Consider the following 19,444-nt stretch of genomic DNA (forward strand, 5'->3'; position numbering starts at 1 on the left):
TTTTTACCCAAATTATACTTATTCTTGTAGAACAAAATAGCAATATTATATAACATGGAAAATAATAACCAACAAGGGCAAATTAACATCGAATTAGACGAACAAACAGCTGAAGGAACGTATTCTAATTTAGCAATTATCAATCATTCAAATTCAGAATTTGTAGTTGATTTTGTAACCATTATGCCTGGTGTACCAAAAGCAAAAGTAAAATCGAGAATTATCTTAACACCACAACACGCTAAGCGTCTGTTGAAAGCGTTAGGCGAAAATATCCACAGATTTGAATCCGCTCACGGAAAAATTGAAGAAGGCGAACAAATGCCAATTCCTTTAAATTTTGGTCCAACGGGTCAAGCTTAATACACAAAAGTCTCGTATATTGCGAGACTTTTTTAGTTGAACACCTATATGAATTTAGTTAAAGCAAATACGGCTGATATTCCCGTTGTTATTGAATTAACCAAGAAAATTTGGCCTGTGGCGTATGGCGAAATCTTGTCAAAAGCGCAATTAGATTACATGATTGACAAATTTTATAACGAAACCGCTTTGCGCGAATTAATGCAAAAAGGTCACGTTTTTTATTTAGCGCTAGACGATAATGGAAAAGATGTAGGTTTTGTTTCCTATGAAATTAATAGCGAACCCAAAAAAACTAAAATTCACAAAATTTACGTGTTACCCGAAACACAAGGCACTGGTTTGGGGCGACTGTTTTTTGAATTGGTAAAAGAAAAAGCCATAGAAAATAAGCAAAACGCCATTTTCTTAAACGTTAACAAATACAATAACGCCATACATTTTTACACCAAATTAGGTTTTACAAAAGTAAAAGACGAGGTTATTGATATTGGAAATGGATATGTTATGGATGATTATGTAATGGAGGTAGCAATTTAAAATGTTTATAGCATTATGGATTTTAAGTGTTTTTGGTTTGAAAATAGTTTGTTTTTAAATTTGATGTTATATTTGGTTGTTTAATTATATCTCTCAAAAATGTTAAAGCTTGTAAATATATTTCTTCTTCTCTCATGCGGAATAATAAATGCTCATAAGAATAAGATATTTCAAAAGTCATATGGAAATGTTGATTTAATTTCATCAACTGCTTTCTTAACTGAAGAAGTAAATAAAAATATAATTACCGCAAAATATGTTGAGTTACTTTTAAAAGAAATGAATTATGAGAATAAAATTAATTTAAGATTAACTCAAGATAAAGAATTTAAATGTTATGCTTTCTTTGATAATGAAGAATCAAAAAGTAAAGTGTTGAATATTTTGATTTATGAAAAGGAAACAGATATTAATAAAACACTAAGTTTAGTTGAAAACATAATTATAAATCAAATTTCACTTGATAGAAGTAAGAATATGTTTTCAATTTGGTATAATTCTAAAAGTTCGGAACATGTTGAAAATATTCTTAATAATAAGATTTTTCGTCCTAAGGATGTTTTAGAACTTAAAATACTAGATTCATATGATTACTTTTATGAAAAAGGAATATATCATATTTTAAGTTATCAAAATGGGAAAATAATAGAAGTTGCCAAACTCGATAAAATTTTACAATTAAGTACTCCAACTTATAATCTACTTTTTGTTTTTACTGAAATTAATTCATTGACTGTAATTACGGCTAATTACAAATATAATTTTGAAGAAAAGAAGTACAATAATACTTCAGAAACTTTGTCTTTTGATTTTACACCAGAATGGGAATATTCATTTCGTCCTTATTCATTTAGATTGTTAGGACAGAATTTTATAACTATTGAAAGTATTTTTGGAGATAAAGTTTCTTTATATAATATCAGCAAAAAAAAATTTATTCAAGATTTGTTAGTAATGATTAAAGAATAGTAAATATTTATAATCTGTTACCCCCGCTAGCGCGAGCGTCACGCTCGTGACCACAAAACAAAAAAAGCACGAGAAATTTCTCGTGCTTTTTCAAATTATTTATTTTCTATCTATTTCGCTCCCCATAATTCCTTTTCCCAGTAAACTTACTTTTATTACTTGGTAAACTCGCTTCTTCCGTTTTACTGGAAGGCGCAATTAATTGGTTCAATTCATCAACTTCCGCATCGGTTAAGTTTCGGTATTTGCCTTCTTGTACGTCTAAGGAAATGTTGATGATGCGGGTACGTTTTAAAGCGGTTACTTCGTAATCTAAATACTCACACATTCTACGAATTTGTCTATTCAAACCTTGCGTTAAAATAATTCGGAAAACGTATTTGCTAATTTGTTCTACTTTACATTTCTTGGTAATCGTTTCTAAAATCGGAATTCCGTTTGCCATTCGGTCAATAAATCGGTCAGTAATAGGTTTGTTTACGGTTACGATGTATTCTTTTTCGTGGTTGTTTCTCGCACGAAGAATTTTGTTTACAATATCACCATCATTCGTCATAAAAATCAATCCCTCACTGGCTTTGTCTAAACGACCAATAGGAAAAATACGCTCTGGATAATTGATGTAATCTACAATATTGTCTCGCACACCTAAGTTGGTAGTACATTCAATACCAACAGGTTTGTAAAACGCTAAATAAATAGGTTTCTCATTTTTCTGTTGTACCAATTCACCATTCACACGAACTTCATCACCAGGCGCAACTTTAGTCCCCATTTCCGGAATCTTTCCGTTAATAGTAACTCTTCCTTGCTCAATCAAACGATCAGCCTCTCTACGAGAACAATAGCCAGTTTCTGATAAAAATTTATTAATTCGTGTTGTATTTTCTTCCATGATGCAAAGATAGGTTTTTTTAGTAAATAGTGAATAGTGAATAGTGATTAGCAAGTTTTCTACAGAAATATTCTTTGCATCTTAAAACAAAAAAAAGCCCTTTTAAAAAAAGGACTTTCATTTATTTGGAAAAGGATTCAATTAGATGCTAGCAAATAATTTCTCCATTTTTTCTTTTTCTTCGTCAGCTAAAACACCGTCTACTAAGATTCTTCCACTGTGCTCATCTGTAATGATTTTTTTACGAGCTGCAATTTCCATTTGCGTTTGTGGTGGGATAGTAAAGAATGAACCAGCAGAAGCGCCACGCTCAATCGAAACAACCGCTAAACCGTTTCTTACACTGTTTCTAATTCTGTCGTAAGCAGCAATTAAACGCTCTTCAATTTGACCTCTTAATTCTTCTGATTTTGCTGATAAGAAGTTTTCTTCTTTTTCAGTTTCAGCCATAATATCGCTTAATTCAGCTTTTTTATGTTTTAAGTGAGTTTGTTTTCCGTCTAATTTTTCTTTAGTTTGAGCTACTACTTCTTTTTTGTGCTCAATAGAAGCTTTCATTTCTTTAATGTGTTTTTCAGCCAATTGAATTTCTAATTCCTGAAACTCCACTTCTTTAGTTAAAGAGTTGAATTCTCTATTATTACGAACATTTTTTTGTTGCTCTAAATATTTTTTAATCGCAGCTTTGTGCTCGTCGATAGCATTTTTCTTTTCTTTGATTAAATCATCAATAGATTCTAAATCGCTTTTTAGTTTTTCTAAACGAGTAGAAAGTCCTGCAACTTCATCTTCTAAATCTTCTACTTCAAGAGGCAATTCTCCTCTTACATTTCTTATTTCGTCTATTTTAGAATCAACTAGTTGTAAAGCATAAAGGGCTCTTAACTTATCTTCTACATTTAGCTCTTTGATTGTTGCCATATTTAAAAGTACTTAACTGGATTTGTATTTTCTTCTGATAAAATAATTCCGCATTGCAGCGAATTTGGTGCAAAATTAGTGATTTTTTCTTTAAGAAAATCAACTATATAATTTTTTGTAAATCTTTCGCTCTCGAAATGTCCAATATCAGCCAAAAGTAATTGATTTTCAGCTTCATAGAATTGGTGATATTTTAAGTCGGCAGTAAGATAAGCATCTGCACCTGAGGAAATTGCATTCTTAATTGCAAAACTACCGCTTCCACCTAAAACTGCTACTTTTTTTATTGATTTCCCTGTGAAAGCCGAATGTCTGATACCTTCGCATTGTAATTTGTCTTTTACCAATTGTAAAAAATCAGTTTCAGAAAGCGGATTTTCGAATTCTCCAACGCGTCCTAAACCAATATTTTGATGTTTGTTTTCCAATTGATAAATTTCGTAAGCTACTTCTTCGTACACATGATTTTTGAATAAAGTCTTCAAGATTTTACCTTGCAAATGCTTTTCAAACGTTAGCTCGATTTTAATTTCTTCGTTTTCTACAAATTCAAAACGTTCTCCAATTTCCGGATTCGAATTTTCATTTCCCATATAGGTTCCAATTCCTTTCGAATTAAAACTACAATCTTCATAATTCCCAATAGTTCCAGCGCCAGCATCAAATAACGCATTTCGCAATTTTTCAACATTTTCAGGAATCGTATAGGTAACCAATTTTTGAATGTAATTTTCTTTTGGAATCAGTACTTTCGAATGTTTCAAACCTAAAGCATCGCAGAAAATTTTATTCACTCCTTTTTGATGATTGTCCAAAGCAGTATGAACGGCATAAATAGCAATGTCATTTTTAATGGCTTTCAAAATCGAACGTTCGACATAATTTTTACCCGTGATTTTCTTAATTCCCGAAAACAAAATAGGGTGGAAGCAAACGACCAAATTACATTTTTTCGAAATCGCTTCATCAATCACCGATTCCAACGCATCATGACAAACTAAAACGCCATCAATTTCTTGATTCGGGTTTCCAACTAAGAGCCCAACATTGTCAAAATCTTCGGCGTAACCTAGTGGCGCCATTTCTTCAAGAACAGAAAGTATATCGGAAAGTTTCATGATGTTTGATTTTACTAAATGATTACACAAATTAACGAAATACCAGTTAGAAATGAAATGATAAATAGCATAAACTTTAATATGATGATAATTTATTATACTTTCGTAATATGATTTTGTTACGAAAAATACTTTTCCCTTTAGCCTTTTTGTATTGGCTCATTACGTTTATCCGAAATTGGCTATACGACAAAGGCATTTTCAAGAGTTCTTCTTTTGATATTCCAATTATTGCAGTTGGAAATCTTAGCGTTGGCGGAACCGGAAAAACACCTCAAATCGAATATTTAATCCGATTACTTTCCTTCAACTATAAAGTCGCTGTTTTGAGTCGCGGTTACAAGCGTACAACTGAAGGTTTTATTTTGGCTGATGAAAAAGCTACTGCGAGTTCTATCGGTGATGAACCTTTTCAATTTTATTCCAAATTCCCGAATATTCAAGTAGCGGTTGATGCAAATAGAAAAAACGGAATTGAAAATTTATTACAACTTTCAAACAAGCCTGATGTTATTTTATTGGACGATGCTTTTCAGCACAGAAAAGTAAAAGCTGGATTTTATATTTTGCTCACGGCGTATGACGATTTGTTTTGCGATGATTATATTTTGCCTTTCGGGAATTTACGCGAACCCTCTTCAGGTAAAAAAAGAGCGGATATGATAATTGTCACAAAATGTCCGAATGATTTGTCCGAAATTGCACAGCAGAAAATCAGAGAAAAGTTGAAGGTAAAGCAGCAAGTTTTCTTCACTACAATTCAGTACGACGATTTTGTTTTTGGAAATGACAGTCAATTGTTGGTTTCTGAAATTCAATCCGAAAGTAAAGTGTTGGTTGCTGGAATTGCAAAGCCTAAATTATTCTTCGATTTTCTAAAAAATGAATCTGATGAAACTTTGGTTTTCCCAGATCATCATCATTTTTCGAAACAAGATTGTGAGCAAATTTTGGCAAAAGCCAATGGAAGAAAAATAATTACAACAGAAAAAGATTTTGTTCGTTTAAACGGATTATTGCCAAAATCGCAATTGTTCTATTTGCCAATAAAATCAGCTTTTTTAAATAAAAACATTGATAAAACGATAGAAGATTATGTGGGACAAAGTACAAGAAACAGTTAGTTATATTAAAAATAAAACCAATTTTACTCCAGAATACGGTGTGATTTTAGGTTCAGGATTAGGCGGATTTACTGCGGATATTACCATTGAACATACATTACCTTATACGGAAATTCCAAACTTCCCTGTTTCGACCGTTCAAGGCCATAAAGGTGCTTTGGTTTTTGGAACCATTCAAGGAAAAAAAGTGGTTGCAATGCAAGGGCGTTTTCATTTTTATGAAGGTTATGATATGAAACAAGTAACGTTTCCAGTTCGTGTAATGAAATACTTAGGGGTGGAAAAATTAATTGTATCCAATGCTTCGGGTGGCGTAAATCCATCTTATAAAATAGGTGATGTTGCAGTGATTACAGATCACATCAATATGATGCCCGAACATCCATTGCGTGGTCATAATGATGAACGTTTTGGTCCAAGATTCGTTAATATGAGTGAACCGTATTCAAAAGCAATGAATGCTAAAGCATTTGAATTAGCTAAAGAACTAAATATCGATTTAAAAAAAGGTATTTATTTAGGGTTACAAGGGCCAACATTTGAAACCCTTGCCGAATATAAAATGGTAAAAGCGTTAGGTGCTGATTGCGTTGGAATGTCAACCGTTCCAGAAGTGATTGTAGCGCGTCATATGAATATGGAATGCTTTGGGGTTTCTGTGATTACTGATATGGGTGATGAAGAAAATATCGAAGAAGTAAACCATGAAGAAGTATTACAAGCGGCTCAAAAAGCAGAACCACATGTAAGAAACTTAATTAAGAATTTGATTGCTCAGTACTAGTTAAGTATTTGGTAACAATCGTATAGAAATGCTCTGGTTCAAAAGGTTTTGTGATTACTTCATTCATACCATAGGACAAGAGCATTTCTCTGTTTTCATTCAGAGAGATTGCTGTTAATGCTACGATTGGAATATGACTATTGAATTTTCTGATTTCGCTTGTGGCTTCCGTTCCGTTAATTCCTGGTAAGTGAACGTCCATCAAAATTAAATCGTAATCATTTGCTTTTGCATCTTCAATGGCATCTTCACCATTGTCAATAATATTACAAGAAATGCCTCTTTTTTCAAGCATTTTCTGAGTAATCATTTGGTTGATTTTGTTGTCTTCAACTAAAAGAACTTTTTTCTTATTCAGTAAAGTTAAGTCAGGTGTAGCTTCTATTTCCTTAGTTTTATTAGCTACTCCTTTTTCAAATTCTAATTCAAAACTAAAAGCACTTCCTTTGCCAGATTCACTCGTTAAGTGAATTTCACTTCCCATTAATTCTAAGATTTTCTTCACAATGGAAAGTCCTAAACCTGTTCCACCATAAGTACGATTAATTTCAACCGAACCTTGGCTAAAACTATCGAAAATAGCATCTTGTTTGTCTTTTGGGATGCCAATTCCGTTATCTTTTATTTCGAAATATAACGTTACATTATCTTTAGTTTCTCGTTTGTTTTTGATGGTGCACCACACATCTCCATTCTTACTAAATTTAATAGCATTATTTAATAAATTGATAAGAATTTGAGATAATTTAGTTGGATCGCCTTTTAAATTGTAATCAATAGATTTATCAACATTCAGATGACATTTGATGTTGTTTTCGTGAATGAATTCTTTGAATGAAATAACGATGTTTTCAGTTAACTCGGAAAGATTAAAATTAATTTTTTCAATCACTACTTTATCCGATTCTAAACGATTAATTTCTAGTATATCATTGATGAAATTTAATAGATAGTTTCCAGAAAATTCTAATGATTTCAAATAATTTAACTGACTTGCTTTTGGCTTTTCTTGTAATAAAAGATAAGTAATACCATTTATGGCATTCAAAGGGGTGCGAAGTTCATGACTTACGGTTGATAAGAAATCGGCTCTGGCTTTAGAAGCTCTTTCTGCTTTATCTTTTTCAAGAGTTAACTCTCTGTTTTTTTCTTTTAAAAGTTTATTAGTACTAATTCTAATTTTATTGTTTTTGTATAGCGATAAACTCAATAATGATAAAATCGAAATAAGTGCAATACTCAAAATACTAATTAACTTTGAGAATCGTAGGGTTTTTTGTTGGCTTTTTTTCTCTTTATCTAATTGTTCAATCGTTTTTAGCTGTTTGTCAAATTGAATTTTATCAACCGTATTTTCAGCAACATAGCTATTGTAATATTTCCCAATTGAATCGGTAATATTAGCGTATTTCTTTAGATAGAAATTAGCGTTTGAAATGTTTTTATTTTTCTCATACGTAGTACTTAACAGTTTGTAAATACGTTTAGTAAGCTGAAAATCATTATTGTTTGTTTGATTGGTTTGGTCTGCAAGATTTAAATAATTAATCGCTTGAGGATACTTTTTCTTAACAATCTCAATTTCGCCCAACTGTATATAAGCTTCTGTTTTTGTACTTAGCAATGCGTCGTCACTAATATTTTCTACTACACCTCTTAATATATTGCTAGCTTCATTATATTTTCCTTTTTCTTTTTTGATGATAGCTTTTTGCAGGTTAATTAATTCAATTGCTTCTAGGAAATTTAATTTCTTATAAACAACAGTTGCTTTTTCAAAATAGATTTCAGCAAAGGCAATGTTGTTTTTTTTAAGGTAACATTTTCCTAAACCATAATAGGAAAGAGCAATATTAGATTTAGGTTCACTTTTGCTATAAATACTAATAGCTCTAATGTAATAATCGATAGCTAAATCATTTTTTTCAAGTTCGTAAAAAATGGTGGCTAATTGCAAATAACAGTCGGCAAGTTTATTGTCTAATTTGTTAGCCTTGGCATATTCAATTGCTTTTTCGGTATACAAAATAGCTTTTGTATAGGATTTTTTAGCTTCTTTATTGAAAAGACCAATCTCTAAATAGTAGTCAGTACTATCGCTTATTTTTCCTGCATCTTTATAGACAGACTGCGTGTAACCATTTATAGTTACCAAAAGAAATAATATGAGAATACGTTTAATCAAGAAATGCCTGAGTTAAATTTAACCCTGCAATTTAAAGTTTTTTAGCGATAATAAAAACTTTATTTTTTAGAAACGAATGTAATTAAGTCAATTAATCGAGAAGAATAGCCAATTTCATTGTCATACCAACCTACAATTTTAACCATTTTGTCTATAACAGATGTTAATTGTGCGTCAAATAAACAAGAGTTTTGATTGCCGATAATATCCACAGAAACAATAGGATCTTCCGTATAATCTAAAATACCTTTGAAATTAGTTTCGGCAGCTTTTTTAAATGCTTGATTAATTTCTTCGATAGTTACTTTTCGTTTTACATTAAAAGTAATATCGGTCAACGAACCATCAGGAACTGGAACTCGAATACCACAACCGCCCATTTTTCCTTCTAATTCTGGGAAAATTTTTGTCAATGCTTTTGCTGCTCCAGTTGTAGTAGGAACAATAGATTGCGCTGCACCACGAGCTCTACGTAAATCTTTATGGGGTTGATCGTGCAAACTTTGGTCGGTAGTGTAGGAGTGAACTGTAGTGATGTACGCTTGTTCAATTTCGCACAATTCCTGAATGATTTTAATCATCGGAGCCGCATTATTTGTTGTGCAACTTGCGTTTGAAATGATGGTTTCGCTTCCGTCTAAAATGTGTTCGTTTACCCCTAAAACTACGGTTTTTATTTCATCCACTTCAGAAGGTGCAGAAAGAATTACTTTTTTCGCTCCAGCTAAAATATGTTGGTTAATATCTTCAAACGTTTTGAATTTTCCCGTCGATTCAATAACAATATCAATATTAATCGATTTCCAATCTAAATTTTTGATTTCTTTTTCGTGAAAAAATAAATAGGATTTATCATCAATGAAAATAGAATCGTCAGAAAATGAAACTTTATTGTTCAAAACACCGTGAATGCTATCGTATTTTACCAAATGCGCCATTGTTTTGTTATCGGCAATGTCGTTGATGGCAACCACTTCAATAGTAGGATGATTCAAAAGCAATCGGAACAAATTACGTCCAATTCTTCCAAAACCATTAATAGCAATTCGTGTTTTCAATTTTATTTATTTTGAATTTGTTCTTGAATTTGAACTTTTAGTGAATATGTTTCTCTGCATGATAAGACGAACGCACTAAAGCGCCACTTTCCACATGTCTAAAACCTAATTCTTTTCCTATTTGTTCGTATTTCGCAAATTGTTCTGGTGTGATGTATTCTTTAACCGGTAAATGTTTTTTACTTGGTTGTAAGTATTGACCAATGGTTACAATATCCACTTTTGCATCGGCTAAATCGTGTAAAACTTGAATCACTTCTTCCTCAGTTTCACCTAAACCTAACATGATACCCGATTTCGTTCTTTTGATACCTTGCTCTTTCAAATAACGCAAAACTTCCAAACTTTTCTCATATTTCGCTTGGATACGAACTTCACGTGTTAAACGTTTTACGGTTTCCATATTGTGAGAAACTACTTCTGGAGCAACTTCAATAATTCTATCCAAATTTCTAGTATTACCTTGAAAATCTGGAATTAACGTTTCTAAAGTAGTATTTGGATTCATTCGGCGAATGGCTTTCACGGTTTCTGCCCAAATAATCGAACCCATATCTTTTAAATCATCACGGTCAACGCTAGTAATAACCGCATGCTTGATGTTCATAATTTTTATAGAACGTGCTACTTTTTCAGGTTCATCCCAATCCACATCTTCAGGGCGCCCTGTTTTTACACCACAAAAGCCGCACGAACGGGTACAGATATTTCCTAAAATCATGAAAGTTGCCGTTCCTTCGCCCCAACATTCGCCCATATTAGGACAACTCCCCGAAGTACAAATTGTATTCAGTTTGTATTTGTCTACTAAACCTCTAAGTTCGGTGTAGTTTTTACCGGTTGGTAATTTTACGCGTAACCATTTTGGTTTGGGTTCTCTTGGTGGAAAAACATTGTCAATAGCCGTGTCCATAATCAAAATTTTGATAGGCAAAGATACGATATGAAATTTAGAATTTTGAAGTAAGAATTTAGAAAAAGTAAAAACTTTAGTAAAGTTTTAGGAAATGTAAAAGTGAATTACTTCCCTGAAATAATCTCCGCCAATAATTTTTTAGCTCTAAGTAACTTAATTTTGATGTTATTTAGTGGTTCATCAATTTGTTCTGCCATTTCTTGATACGTCATTTCTTGAAAATAACGCATTTGAATGACTTCCTGATATGCAGGTTTCAATTGTTTGATGTATTGTAGTAATTGGGCTAAATTTTGCTCGATAATCAATTCATCTTCGGCAGAATTGGAATCATCGGCAACGCTGTAGGCTTGATGGTCTTCTTCGTCATTAATTTCAATAAACAAAGATGATTTCTTTTTGCGAAGCATGTCAATATGTACATTTTTTGCAATCGCAATCAACCAAGTATTAAACCCGTATTCTGGATTGTAAGTTGCGATTTTATCAAACGCTTTTGCGAAAGTTTCAATTACGATGTCTTCGGTGTCGGTTTCGTTTTCGGTGCGTTTTAGCATGAAACCGTAAACTTCATTCCAGAAAAAATCCAATAAAAACGTGAAAGCAACTTGGTCTCCCTTTTTTGCTTTTTCAATGTTTTCTTGAATAATTACCGAATTTACTTCCAATGTACAGGTTTTGAGATGAGGTTTCTAAAAAATACGCTTAGTTGAGTAAAGATAAGTACAATTTCAATAATTGGATACCAATACATCACATCTTTTTCTTTTAGTTTTCCAGCGGCATAACCTAAAGAAATCCAAGTGAATAAATATCTAAAAACGATAATTCCAGTCACAATCATCCATTGGAATTGAAACGCCAATAAAATTATCGCCAAAACTAAAAACCAAAACTGACTAAAGAAAAATAATCCCAATTGAAATTTATCAAATCCTTTATAGAATTTCGCTGTTGTAGCGTGTCTTCTTTTTTGGTAAATCCAAGACGAAAAAGTAGTTTTTGGTTCCGAAAAAGTAAAACTTTCTGGCGTGTATAAAATTGCTGTATTCTTCTTTGTTGCTGCTTGATTGATAAATAAATCATCATCGCCCGAACGAATTTTCATGTGATCCATAAAACCACGAACATTGAAAAACTCTTCTTTTTTATAAGCTAAATTACGCCCAACACCCATATAAGGTTTGCCAATTTTTGCCCAAGAAAAATATTGTGTAGCAGTTAACATTGTTTCAAAACGAATGATTTTGTTTAGGAAGGAATTCTTTACTTTTTCGTAAGCACCATATCCTAAAACAATCGTTTTTTCTTTGGTGAATTGAGTTGAAATTTGCAACAACCAATCGTTTGAAGCAGGATAACAATCCGCATCGGTAAATACTAAATACTCGTTTTTTGCGGCTTTGATTCCCAAGGTTAACGCGAATTTTTTATTACCCCAAAATGCTTCTACATTTTCAACCTTTACCAATTTTACATTCGAATATTGTTTTTCGTAACTTTCGAATAATTCCAAAGTTTCATCGCTCGAAGCATCGTCAATTAAGACAATTTCGTAATCTGGATAGTTTTGAGTAACCAAAGTTTGAAAATATTTTTTGATATTTTCTTCTTCGTTTTTAGCACAAACAATAATGGAAATAGGTAAACGTTTCGGAGTTCCATCTGTTTTTTTACCAAATGAGAATTTTCCGAAAATAAAAAGGTAATAAATAAATTGAATAAACACGATAACCGCAAAAGCGATTAAGAGTATTGTTAGTATCATAAATGGGTAAAATTATGCGTGCGATTCTTCGTTGCAGTCTTTCATTTGTTCTGGAGTTTTTCCACAATAGCTGCAGTTTTCTCCATCTTTATTCAAAAACGGACTTTGGCTAGCGCAAGTTCCAGCGAATTTTCCGTCTTTTTTTGCCCAAATTTTTATCGCGATACCTGCAAACGCAAGTCCTAAAAGTCCAATGGTAAACAATACAAGTTTCATCTTTTTCTATTTTGAACTGCAAATTTACAAAAGAATTTTGACTTAAATAATATTTACTTCCGCTTCTATTGCAATTCCAAATTTTTCTAAAATGGTTTGTTGGATATTTCTTGAAAGGGCTACAATTTCAGCTCCAGTTGCGGTTCCATAATTCACTAAAACCAAGGCTTGATTTTTATGAACTCCAGCATCACCAAAACGTTTTCCTTTAAAACCAGCTTGTTCAATTAACCAACCCGCAGGAACTTTTACTTCAGTTTCAGAAACTACATAATGCGGCATTTCGGGATGAAGTGCTTTTGCTTTTTCGTAAACTTCTTTTGCAATAATCGGGTTTTTGAAGAAACTTCCACTGTTACCTAATTCTTTAGGGTCTGGTAATTTACTTTGACGAATGGCAATTACAGCGTTGCTAACATCTTTTAGAGTTGGGTTTTCGATTCCGTTTTGTTTTAATTCGGTTTCAATTGCACCGTAAGTAGTAGAAACTTTGTGGTTTTTCTTAGTCAATTTAAAACAAACTGAAGTGATAATATATTGATTTTTCAATTCGTTTTTGAAAACACTTTCACGGTATTCAAATTTGCATTGAGCGTTTGTGAAAGTTTCAATTTCTAATGTTTTCAAGTTTAAAGCTTCGCATGAAAACATGGTGTCTTTAATTTCCACACCATAAGCGCCAATATTTTGAATTGGAGTTGTGCCAACGTTTCCTGGAATCAATGATAAATTCTCAATACCACCAAAATATTGATCAATACACCAAAGTACAAATTCGTGCCAGTTTTCACCAGCTTGAGCTTTTACAATGGCAAAATCATCGTTTTCTTCAACAATTTCTCTTCCTTTTAAATTCACATGAACGACTAATTTTTCGATGTCTTGTGTTAAAAGCATATTGCTTCCGCCACCCAAAATAAAAATATCATCGTTTTTTGTCAATACTTCTTTCAATTCTGCAATCGAGCTTACCGAAACAAATTGTTTGGCTTTAGCTTCAATTCCAAAAGTATTGTAATTTTTTAGAGAGAAATTGGTTTGAATATTCATAGTAGAATAATTTTTTTCAAATGTAGTATTATGAATTTTAAATTGGAAATATTTTATACGATTGATGCGTTTCTTTGATGATCAGTTCTGTTCGTTCTGCATGAGTATCAGAAATAAAAATTTGTCCAAAAACGGCATCATTCACCATCGTTACAATTTTTTGCACACGTGTTTCGTCTAATTTATCGAAAATATCATCAAAAAGAAGGATTGGTAATTCGCCACTTTGTTTTTTCATGAACTCGAATTGCGCCAATTTCAAAGCAATCAAAAATGATTTCTGTTGGCCTTGCGAACCGAATTTCTTAATCGGAAAACCATCAATTTCAAAAATCAAATCATCTTTATGAATTCCAGCGCTAGTATATTGAATAATTCGGTCTTTTTGAAGTGATTCTTCTAAAAGAGATATTAAATCTTTTTCAAATAGTTGACTTTCGTATTTTAAAGCAACTTTTTCATTTCCGCCCGAAATATTGGTGTGATGTTGTTCGAAAATTGGAATAAAATCAGCTAGAAATTGTTTTCTTTTTTCGAAAATCAATTGTCCAGAATTACTCAATTGCTCGTTATAAATCGATAAATTATCCGCGTCAAAAGTCTGATTCAAGGCGAAATATTTTAATAAAGCATTTCTTTGTGCTAACGTTTTTTGATATTGAATTAGCAATTGCAAATATGTATTGTCTAAAGTTGCAATTACGCTATCAATGAATTTCCTGCGTGTTTCGCTTCCTTCCACAATCAAATCAGCATCAGAAGGTGAAATAATTACCAATGGAATCAAACCTAAATGTTCGGAAAGTTTATCATAGACTTTGCCGTTTCGTTTGATGGTTTTTTTTTGTCCTTTTTTTAAACTGCAAACAATTTTTTCTTCTTTGCCGTTTTTTTCAAGTAAAGCATCTATCACGAAAAACTCTTCGCCATGTCGGATGTTTTGAACTGCTAAAGGGTTGAAATAGCTTTTGCCATAAGCCAAATGATATATTGCATCTAAAATATTAGTTTTTCCAACGCCATTTTTCCCTACAAAACAATTAATCTTAGCGTCAAAATCAAATTCGATTTGGGCTAAATTTTTATAGTTAAGAAGCGATAATTGTTTTAAAAACACAATAAATATACTTTGATTTTGGACTAAAAATAGGACTTAATGCAAAAGTAAATCGAATTTGTTAAAAATATATACTAAAATGGTTTTTAATTTTAATAAAAATTATATTTTTGCACCTCATTAAATTTAATATAAATGGCAACATATAACAAAAGAGGATACAAAGCTCCAAAACCAGAAGAAGCTAAAGTTGAAAACGAGTTTGACGAAGTAGAAGCAGTTGATGTACAAGATAGTACTACGGCTGAGGTTTTTAATACTTTAGACGAGAAAGCTTCAAGAACTGAGGAGTGGGTAGCTAAAAATCAAAAAGTACTTTTAGGTATTGTAGGTGCAATTGCGATTGGAACTTTAGGATATTTATTATTCAATAGATTTGTTGTTGAGCCAAAAGAAGAAAAAGCAGCTAACGAAATTTTCCAAGCACAACAATATTTTCAACAAGCTGTTGATGCTACAGAGAAAAATGATTCTTTATATAATTTAGCACTTAAAGGTGGTGAAGGTAAATTAGGTTTCTTAGGAGTAGCTGAGCAATACGAAGGTACTGCAGCTGGAAACTTAGCTAACTACCACGCGGGTATGGCTTACTTAAACTTAGGTGATTTTAAAAATGCTATTACTTATTTAGAGAAATTTAAATCTGATGATGCTATTTTAAAACCAATCGCTTTAGGAGCTATCGGAGATGCTTTATCGGAAACTAATAAAGTGGAAGATGCAATTGCTCATTACAAAAAAGCAGCTGAAGCTTCTGAAAATGATTTCACTACACCAAGATATTTATTAAAAGCAGCTCAATTATATTTAACAGCTGGTAAAAAAGCTGAAGCTCATGCTTTATTTGTTGAGATTAAAGAGAAATATGAAACTTCTAAAGAAGGAATGAATATTGATGCTTTCATTGCAATGACTGAATAAGAATGGCAACAGAAAATAAAAATTTATCTAATTACGATAAAAACACAATCCCAAACGCGAAAGATTTTCGGTTTGGGATTGTTGTTTCAGAATGGAATGAAGAAGTTACCGAAGGTTTATATAACGGAGCTTTCTCTGCTTTAACAGATTGTGGTGCTTTACCAGAAAATATCATCCGTTGGAATGTGCCAGGAAGTTTCGAATTGATTTTCGGAGCACGTCAAATGCATGAAAAATTAGAGTTGGATGCTGTAATTGTAATTGGCTGTGTAATTAAAGGTGAAACTATGCATTTCGAGTTTGTATGCGAAGGTGTTACACAAGGAATGAAAGATTTAAATCTTTTATATGATGTGCCAACTATTTTTTGTGTGCTAACCGATAACAACATGCAACAATCGTTAGATAGAAGTGGAGGTAAACACGGTAATAAAGGTGTAGAAGCGGCTATTGCAGCAATTAAAATGGTAGATTTGAATAGAAAATAAAAGGATTTCCTTTAAAATCAATATACTAATCCCGATTTTCATCGGGATTTTTTGTTAACAAAAATTTGGAGGTTAAAAGCGTAAAAATCCCTAAATTTGAAAAAAATAATGCGACATGATTAAGTTTGGAAAAAGTAGAATGCCAAAAAATAAGCAATTCAATTATACACCACGTCATTATCAAGGAAAAACAGTTGATAATCCGTTTGATTTTGATTCACCTATTCGTCGTGATAGAGATGGAGTAAGTTATAACGATTTCAGAGGTCAATGGCAAGATGCACGTGAGAGTAGTCGTAACAGAAAAAATAGATCTTTCAATATGAGAGTAATCATCATTGCCTTGATTTTGGTACTGTTATTTTTCTTTATAATCGATTTTGATTTTTCCATTTTTAGAAGAAAATAATGGCTGCAAGTATAATTCAACTTTTACCCGATCATGTTGCCAATCAAATTGCTGCCGGAGAAGTCGTTCAACGACCTGCTTCTGTGGTAAAAGAATTGTTAGAAAATGCCGTTGATGCTAAAGCTACCGATATCAAATTAATAGTTAAGGAAGCTGGTAAAACCTTAGTTCAAGTAATTGATAACGGTATAGGTATGAATACAACTGATGCGCGTTTGTGTTTCGAGCGTCATGCAACTTCTAAAATTCGTCAAGCGGAAGATTTATTTGATTTACATACCAAAGGTTTTCGTGGAGAAGCATTGGCTTCAATTGCCGCAATTGCGCATGTAGAAATGAAAACCAAACAAGATCAGGAAGAATTAGGTACTCATATCGTAATTGAAGGCAGTAAATTAGTAACTCAAGAAGTGGCAGTTTTACCAAAAGGAACTTCATTTGCTGTTAAAAACCTTTTTTTCAATATTCCAGCTAGAAGAAATTTCTTGAAATCGGAAACGGTGGAATTTCGTCATGTGATGGATGAATTTCAGCGTGTAGCAATGGCGCATCCGTCAATTTCGTTTACGTTGATTCATAATGGAAGTGAGTTGTATAATTTGCCAAGTTCAAATTATCGCCAACGCATCGTCAATATTTTTGGTGGAAAAACCAATGAAAAATTAGTGCCTGTTTCAGAAGAGACCGAGTTAATCAATATTACAGGATTTGTTGGAAAGCCCGAATTCGCTAAGAAGAGTAGAGGCGAACAGTTTTTCTTTGTAAATGACAGATATATCAAAAGCGCGTATTTGCATCATGCAATTATGAGTGCTTACGAAGGTTTGTTAAAAGAAGGCAATCAACCAAGTTATTTCTTGTATTTGCAAGTGCCGCCACATACCATTGATATCAATATTCATCCAACCAAAACCGAAATCAAATTTGATGACGAACATTCGTTATATGCTATATTGCGTTCGGCTGTAAAACATAGTTTAGGACAATTTAATGTGGCGCCAGTTTTAGATTTTGAACGAGATTCTAATTTAGATACGCCATATCAATACAAAGATAAAGAAGCCGATTTTCCTACGATTCAAGTGGATTCTAGCTTTAATCCGTTTGCTACTGATAAACCAGCTGCTAAATCGCTTTCTTCTTTTGGAAGTTATAAGAGAGAAACGTCAACAGCAAGTTGGGAAAGTTTATATGTAGGATTAAAGCAAGAAACACAAGAATTAGAACAGTTCTCATTTGAAAGCGAAGAAGTAACTGGAAAATTATTTGATGATGAGGTTGAGGAAACAAAATCTTCTTCAACTTATCAAATTCATAAAAAATATATTGTAAGTGCTATAAAATCGGGCATGTTGGTTATTGATCAAGGTAGAGCGCACCAACGTGTGTTATATGAACAATTTCTAACAAGTATTACGGTTCAAAAAGCATCGAGTCAGCAATTGTTGTTTCCTTTGGAATTGTATTTTTCTTCGGAAGAAATGGTTTTATTGAATGAATTACAATCATCGTTAGAAAATACAGGATTTGTTTTTGATGCTTTCAATAGCGATTCAGTTCAGATTTCGGGATTGCCAATTGGAATGGCTGAGAGCGAAGTTTCGATTGTTCTAGAAGAATTAATTAGTAATTTACAAAACGAAATTCCGGAAAGTAGTTTTTCACAAAGTGATAGTATTGCCAAATCAATGGCAAAAAGTATGGCCGTCAAAACAGGAACGTATTTAACAGGAAAAGAACAAGAGAATTTAGTAAATTCGTTATTTGCTTGTAAAGATCCAAACGTTTCTCCTTTTCAAAAACCCACATTTATTACCTTAACGGTAGAAGATTTAGATAAAAGATTTGCTCTATGATGAATAATATGACCGACACCGTAAAACAGTTATTAATTATTAACGTTTTATTTTTTATAGGAAGTTATTTTGTGCCACAAGCCAATGATTTATTATCACTTCATTATTTTGAAAGCGATGGTTTTAAATTTTGGCAACCTATCACACATATGTTTATGCATGGAAGTTTAATGCATATTTTCTTTAATATGTTTGCTTTAATTTCTTTCGGAAGTGCATTGGAACATTTTTGGGGAGCAAAAAAGTTTTTGTTTTTCTATCTTTCTTGTGGATTAGGAGCAGCCATAATTCATTCAGGTGTGAATTATTATTACTTTCATGACGCTCAAAATTTCTTAATCCAAAGTGGTGTTTCTGTTCAAGATATTCAAACTTTAATAAAAGGAGATAGTGTAAATATTAATGCTTCTGATACGGCTTTGCTTCAAAATTATGTAAATCAAATGGGAGATGCCTTTAATAATCAGGCAGTAGGAGCTTCTGGAGCTATTTATGGCTTATTAGTTGCTTTTGCTTTTATGTTTCCAAATGCTGAGTTGATGATGATGTTTATTCCTGTGCCAGTTAAAGCAAAATATTTTGTACCTGTAATCGTATTGTTAGATTTATTTTCTGGAGTAACAGGAATTAGTCTTTTTGGAGGTAATATTGCCCATTTTGCTCACGTTGGTGGCGCTTTAATTGGTTTTATCATGATGTGGTATTGGAAGAAGAACCAGTTCAATCAAAATCGATGGGATAGATAG

The 19,444-nt window shown here is 32.4% G+C and carries 21 protein-coding genes; 10 read left to right on the top strand and 11 right to left on the bottom strand.

Features of this window, described 5'->3' with window-relative positions; genetic code table 11:
• Positions 1 to 54: 54 nt before the first annotated feature.
• The 3 genes from OJ995_RS04185 (at position 55) to OJ995_RS04195 (ending at position 1,872) form a co-directional block, all read left to right on the top strand.
• Positions 55 to 363, top strand: a complete 309-nt coding sequence (locus OJ995_RS04185) for a DUF3467 domain-containing protein (protein ID WP_264368279.1) — start codon at positions 55 to 57, stop codon at positions 361 to 363.
• A gap of 48 nt (positions 364 to 411) precedes the next feature.
• Entirely contained in the window at positions 412 to 903 is a 492-nt protein-coding gene (locus OJ995_RS04190; protein ID WP_264368280.1) for a GNAT family N-acetyltransferase, read from the top strand.
• Between the two features lie 99 nt (positions 904 to 1,002).
• On the top strand, positions 1,003 to 1,872 hold the full coding sequence (locus OJ995_RS04195) for a hypothetical protein (RefSeq protein WP_264368281.1): 870 nt from the start codon (positions 1,003 to 1,005) through the stop codon (positions 1,870 to 1,872).
• 106 nt (positions 1,873 to 1,978) lie between these two features.
• Here OJ995_RS04195 and rluF read toward each other — a convergent pair whose 3' ends face one another.
• The 3 genes from rluF to OJ995_RS04210 form a co-directional block, all read right to left on the bottom strand.
• A complete protein-coding gene (gene rluF, locus OJ995_RS04200; protein WP_264368282.1) occupies positions 1,979 to 2,767 on the bottom strand; it encodes a 23S rRNA pseudouridine(2604) synthase RluF in 789 nt (262 codons plus the stop codon).
• Positions 2,768 to 2,908: 141 nt separating this feature from the next.
• On the bottom strand, positions 2,909 to 3,688 hold the full coding sequence (locus OJ995_RS04205; RefSeq protein WP_133610617.1) for a zinc ribbon domain-containing protein: 780 nt from the start codon (positions 3,686 to 3,688) through the stop codon (positions 2,909 to 2,911).
• Positions 3,689 to 3,690: 2 nt separating this feature from the next.
• A complete protein-coding gene (locus OJ995_RS04210) occupies positions 3,691 to 4,806 on the bottom strand; it encodes a Nif3-like dinuclear metal center hexameric protein (protein ID WP_264368283.1) in 1,116 nt (371 codons plus the stop codon).
• Positions 4,807 to 4,916: 110 nt separating this feature from the next.
• On the opposite strand from OJ995_RS04210, the gene lpxK reads away from it, so the two are divergent.
• Complete coding sequence (gene lpxK / locus OJ995_RS04215) at positions 4,917 to 5,930, top strand: tetraacyldisaccharide 4'-kinase (protein ID WP_264368284.1); 1,014 nt, start codon at positions 4,917 to 4,919, stop codon at positions 5,928 to 5,930.
• The gene (locus OJ995_RS04220; RefSeq protein WP_264368285.1) at positions 5,902 to 6,714 is read left to right on the top strand and encodes a purine-nucleoside phosphorylase; all 813 of its coding nucleotides are present in this window, start codon (positions 5,902 to 5,904) and stop codon (positions 6,712 to 6,714) included. Before lpxK ends, OJ995_RS04220 begins: the two co-directional genes overlap by 29 nt.
• On the opposite strand, the gene OJ995_RS04225 is transcribed toward OJ995_RS04220, so the two are convergent.
• The 8 genes from OJ995_RS04225 to recF form a co-directional block, all read right to left on the bottom strand.
• The gene (locus OJ995_RS04225; RefSeq protein WP_264368286.1) at positions 6,689 to 8,869 is read right to left on the bottom strand and encodes a tetratricopeptide repeat-containing hybrid sensor histidine kinase/response regulator; all 2,181 of its coding nucleotides are present in this window, start codon (positions 8,867 to 8,869) and stop codon (positions 6,689 to 6,691) included. The two genes, OJ995_RS04220 and OJ995_RS04225, sit on opposite strands and share 26 nt — an antisense overlap.
• Before the next feature lie 89 nt (positions 8,870 to 8,958).
• Positions 8,959 to 9,957: a type I glyceraldehyde-3-phosphate dehydrogenase gene (gene gap / locus OJ995_RS04230; protein ID WP_264368287.1), complete on the bottom strand. Its 999-nt coding sequence runs from the start codon at positions 9,955 to 9,957 to the stop codon at positions 8,959 to 8,961.
• A gap of 37 nt (positions 9,958 to 9,994) precedes the next feature.
• Entirely contained in the window at positions 9,995 to 10,870 is an 876-nt protein-coding gene (gene lipA / locus OJ995_RS04235; protein ID WP_026724855.1) for a lipoyl synthase, read from the bottom strand.
• 107 nt (positions 10,871 to 10,977) lie between these two features.
• Entirely contained in the window at positions 10,978 to 11,541 is a 564-nt protein-coding gene (locus OJ995_RS04240) for an RNA polymerase sigma factor (RefSeq protein WP_264368288.1), read from the bottom strand.
• Positions 11,532 to 12,641, bottom strand: coding sequence for a glycosyltransferase (locus tag OJ995_RS04245; RefSeq protein ID WP_264368289.1), 1,110 nt, complete (start codon positions 12,639 to 12,641; stop codon positions 11,532 to 11,534). Before OJ995_RS04245 ends, OJ995_RS04240 begins: the two co-directional genes overlap by 10 nt.
• Positions 12,642 to 12,653: 12 nt before the next feature.
• On the bottom strand, positions 12,654 to 12,857 hold the full coding sequence (locus tag OJ995_RS04250) for a membrane or secreted protein (protein WP_262318221.1): 204 nt from the start codon (positions 12,855 to 12,857) through the stop codon (positions 12,654 to 12,656).
• A 42-nt stretch (positions 12,858 to 12,899) separates the two neighbouring features.
• On the bottom strand, positions 12,900 to 13,943 hold the full coding sequence (gene murB, locus OJ995_RS04255) for a UDP-N-acetylmuramate dehydrogenase (protein ID WP_264368446.1): 1,044 nt from the start codon (positions 13,941 to 13,943) through the stop codon (positions 12,900 to 12,902).
• A gap of 1 nt (position 13,944) precedes the next feature.
• Positions 13,945 to 15,024, bottom strand: coding sequence for a DNA replication/repair protein RecF (recF, locus tag OJ995_RS04260; RefSeq protein WP_133610596.1), 1,080 nt, complete (start codon positions 15,022 to 15,024; stop codon positions 13,945 to 13,947).
• A 135-nt stretch (positions 15,025 to 15,159) separates the two neighbouring features.
• Between recF and OJ995_RS04265 the strand changes: the two genes are divergently transcribed.
• The 5 genes from OJ995_RS04265 to OJ995_RS04285 all read left to right on the top strand — a co-directional run bounded on the left by OJ995_RS04265 (position 15,160) and on the right by OJ995_RS04285 (position 19,444).
• Positions 15,160 to 15,945 carry a tetratricopeptide repeat protein gene (locus OJ995_RS04265; protein WP_264368290.1) on the top strand — a complete coding sequence of 262 codons (786 nt, stop codon included), beginning with the start codon at positions 15,160 to 15,162 and terminating at the stop codon, positions 15,943 to 15,945.
• 2 nt (positions 15,946 to 15,947) lie between these two features.
• Positions 15,948 to 16,433 (top strand): 6,7-dimethyl-8-ribityllumazine synthase, encoded by a 486-nt coding sequence (ribH, locus tag OJ995_RS04270; RefSeq protein WP_133610592.1) that lies wholly within the window; start codon positions 15,948 to 15,950, stop codon positions 16,431 to 16,433.
• Between the two features lie 115 nt (positions 16,434 to 16,548).
• Positions 16,549 to 16,842: a hypothetical protein gene (locus OJ995_RS04275; RefSeq protein ID WP_264368291.1), complete on the top strand. Its 294-nt coding sequence runs from the start codon at positions 16,549 to 16,551 to the stop codon at positions 16,840 to 16,842.
• The gene (gene mutL, locus OJ995_RS04280; protein ID WP_264368292.1) at positions 16,842 to 18,698 is read left to right on the top strand and encodes a DNA mismatch repair endonuclease MutL; all 1,857 of its coding nucleotides are present in this window, start codon (positions 16,842 to 16,844) and stop codon (positions 18,696 to 18,698) included. Before OJ995_RS04275 ends, mutL begins: the two co-directional genes overlap by 1 nt.
• Entirely contained in the window at positions 18,698 to 19,444 is a 747-nt protein-coding gene (locus OJ995_RS04285) for a rhomboid family intramembrane serine protease (RefSeq protein ID WP_264368447.1), read from the top strand. Before mutL ends, OJ995_RS04285 begins: the two co-directional genes overlap by 1 nt.

This window comes from Flavobacterium lacisediminis, from assembly GCF_025909975.1.
Lineage (GTDB): Bacteria > Bacteroidota > Bacteroidia > Flavobacteriales > Flavobacteriaceae > Flavobacterium > Flavobacterium lacisediminis.

Coding starts and splice junctions, on each gene's coding strand:
- OJ995_RS04185 (WP_264368279.1), top strand. CDS start 55: ATGGAAAATAATAACCAACAAGGGCAAATTAACATCGAATTAGACGAA.
- OJ995_RS04190 (WP_264368280.1), top strand. CDS start 412: ATGAATTTAGTTAAAGCAAATACGGCTGATATTCCCGTTGTTATTGAA.
- OJ995_RS04195 (WP_264368281.1), top strand. CDS start 1,003: ATGTTAAAGCTTGTAAATATATTTCTTCTTCTCTCATGCGGAATAATA.
- rluF (WP_264368282.1), bottom strand. CDS start 2,767: ATGGAAGAAAATACAACACGAATTAATAAATTTTTATCAGAAACTGGC.
- OJ995_RS04205 (WP_133610617.1), bottom strand. CDS start 3,688: ATGGCAACAATCAAAGAGCTAAATGTAGAAGATAAGTTAAGAGCCCTT.
- OJ995_RS04210 (WP_264368283.1), bottom strand. CDS start 4,806: ATGAAACTTTCCGATATACTTTCTGTTCTTGAAGAAATGGCGCCACTA.
- lpxK (WP_264368284.1), top strand. CDS start 4,917: ATGATTTTGTTACGAAAAATACTTTTCCCTTTAGCCTTTTTGTATTGG.
- OJ995_RS04220 (WP_264368285.1), top strand. CDS start 5,902: ATGTGGGACAAAGTACAAGAAACAGTTAGTTATATTAAAAATAAAACC.
- lipA (WP_026724855.1), bottom strand. CDS start 10,870: ATGGACACGGCTATTGACAATGTTTTTCCACCAAGAGAACCCAAACCA.
- OJ995_RS04245 (WP_264368289.1), bottom strand. CDS start 12,641: ATGATACTAACAATACTCTTAATCGCTTTTGCGGTTATCGTGTTTATT.
- OJ995_RS04250 (WP_262318221.1), bottom strand. CDS start 12,857: ATGAAACTTGTATTGTTTACCATTGGACTTTTAGGACTTGCGTTTGCA.
- OJ995_RS04265 (WP_264368290.1), top strand. CDS start 15,160: ATGGCAACATATAACAAAAGAGGATACAAAGCTCCAAAACCAGAAGAA.
- ribH (WP_133610592.1), top strand. CDS start 15,948: ATGGCAACAGAAAATAAAAATTTATCTAATTACGATAAAAACACAATC.
- OJ995_RS04275 (WP_264368291.1), top strand. CDS start 16,549: ATGATTAAGTTTGGAAAAAGTAGAATGCCAAAAAATAAGCAATTCAAT.
- mutL (WP_264368292.1), top strand. CDS start 16,842: ATGGCTGCAAGTATAATTCAACTTTTACCCGATCATGTTGCCAATCAA.
- OJ995_RS04285 (WP_264368447.1), top strand. CDS start 18,698: ATGAATAATATGACCGACACCGTAAAACAGTTATTAATTATTAACGTT.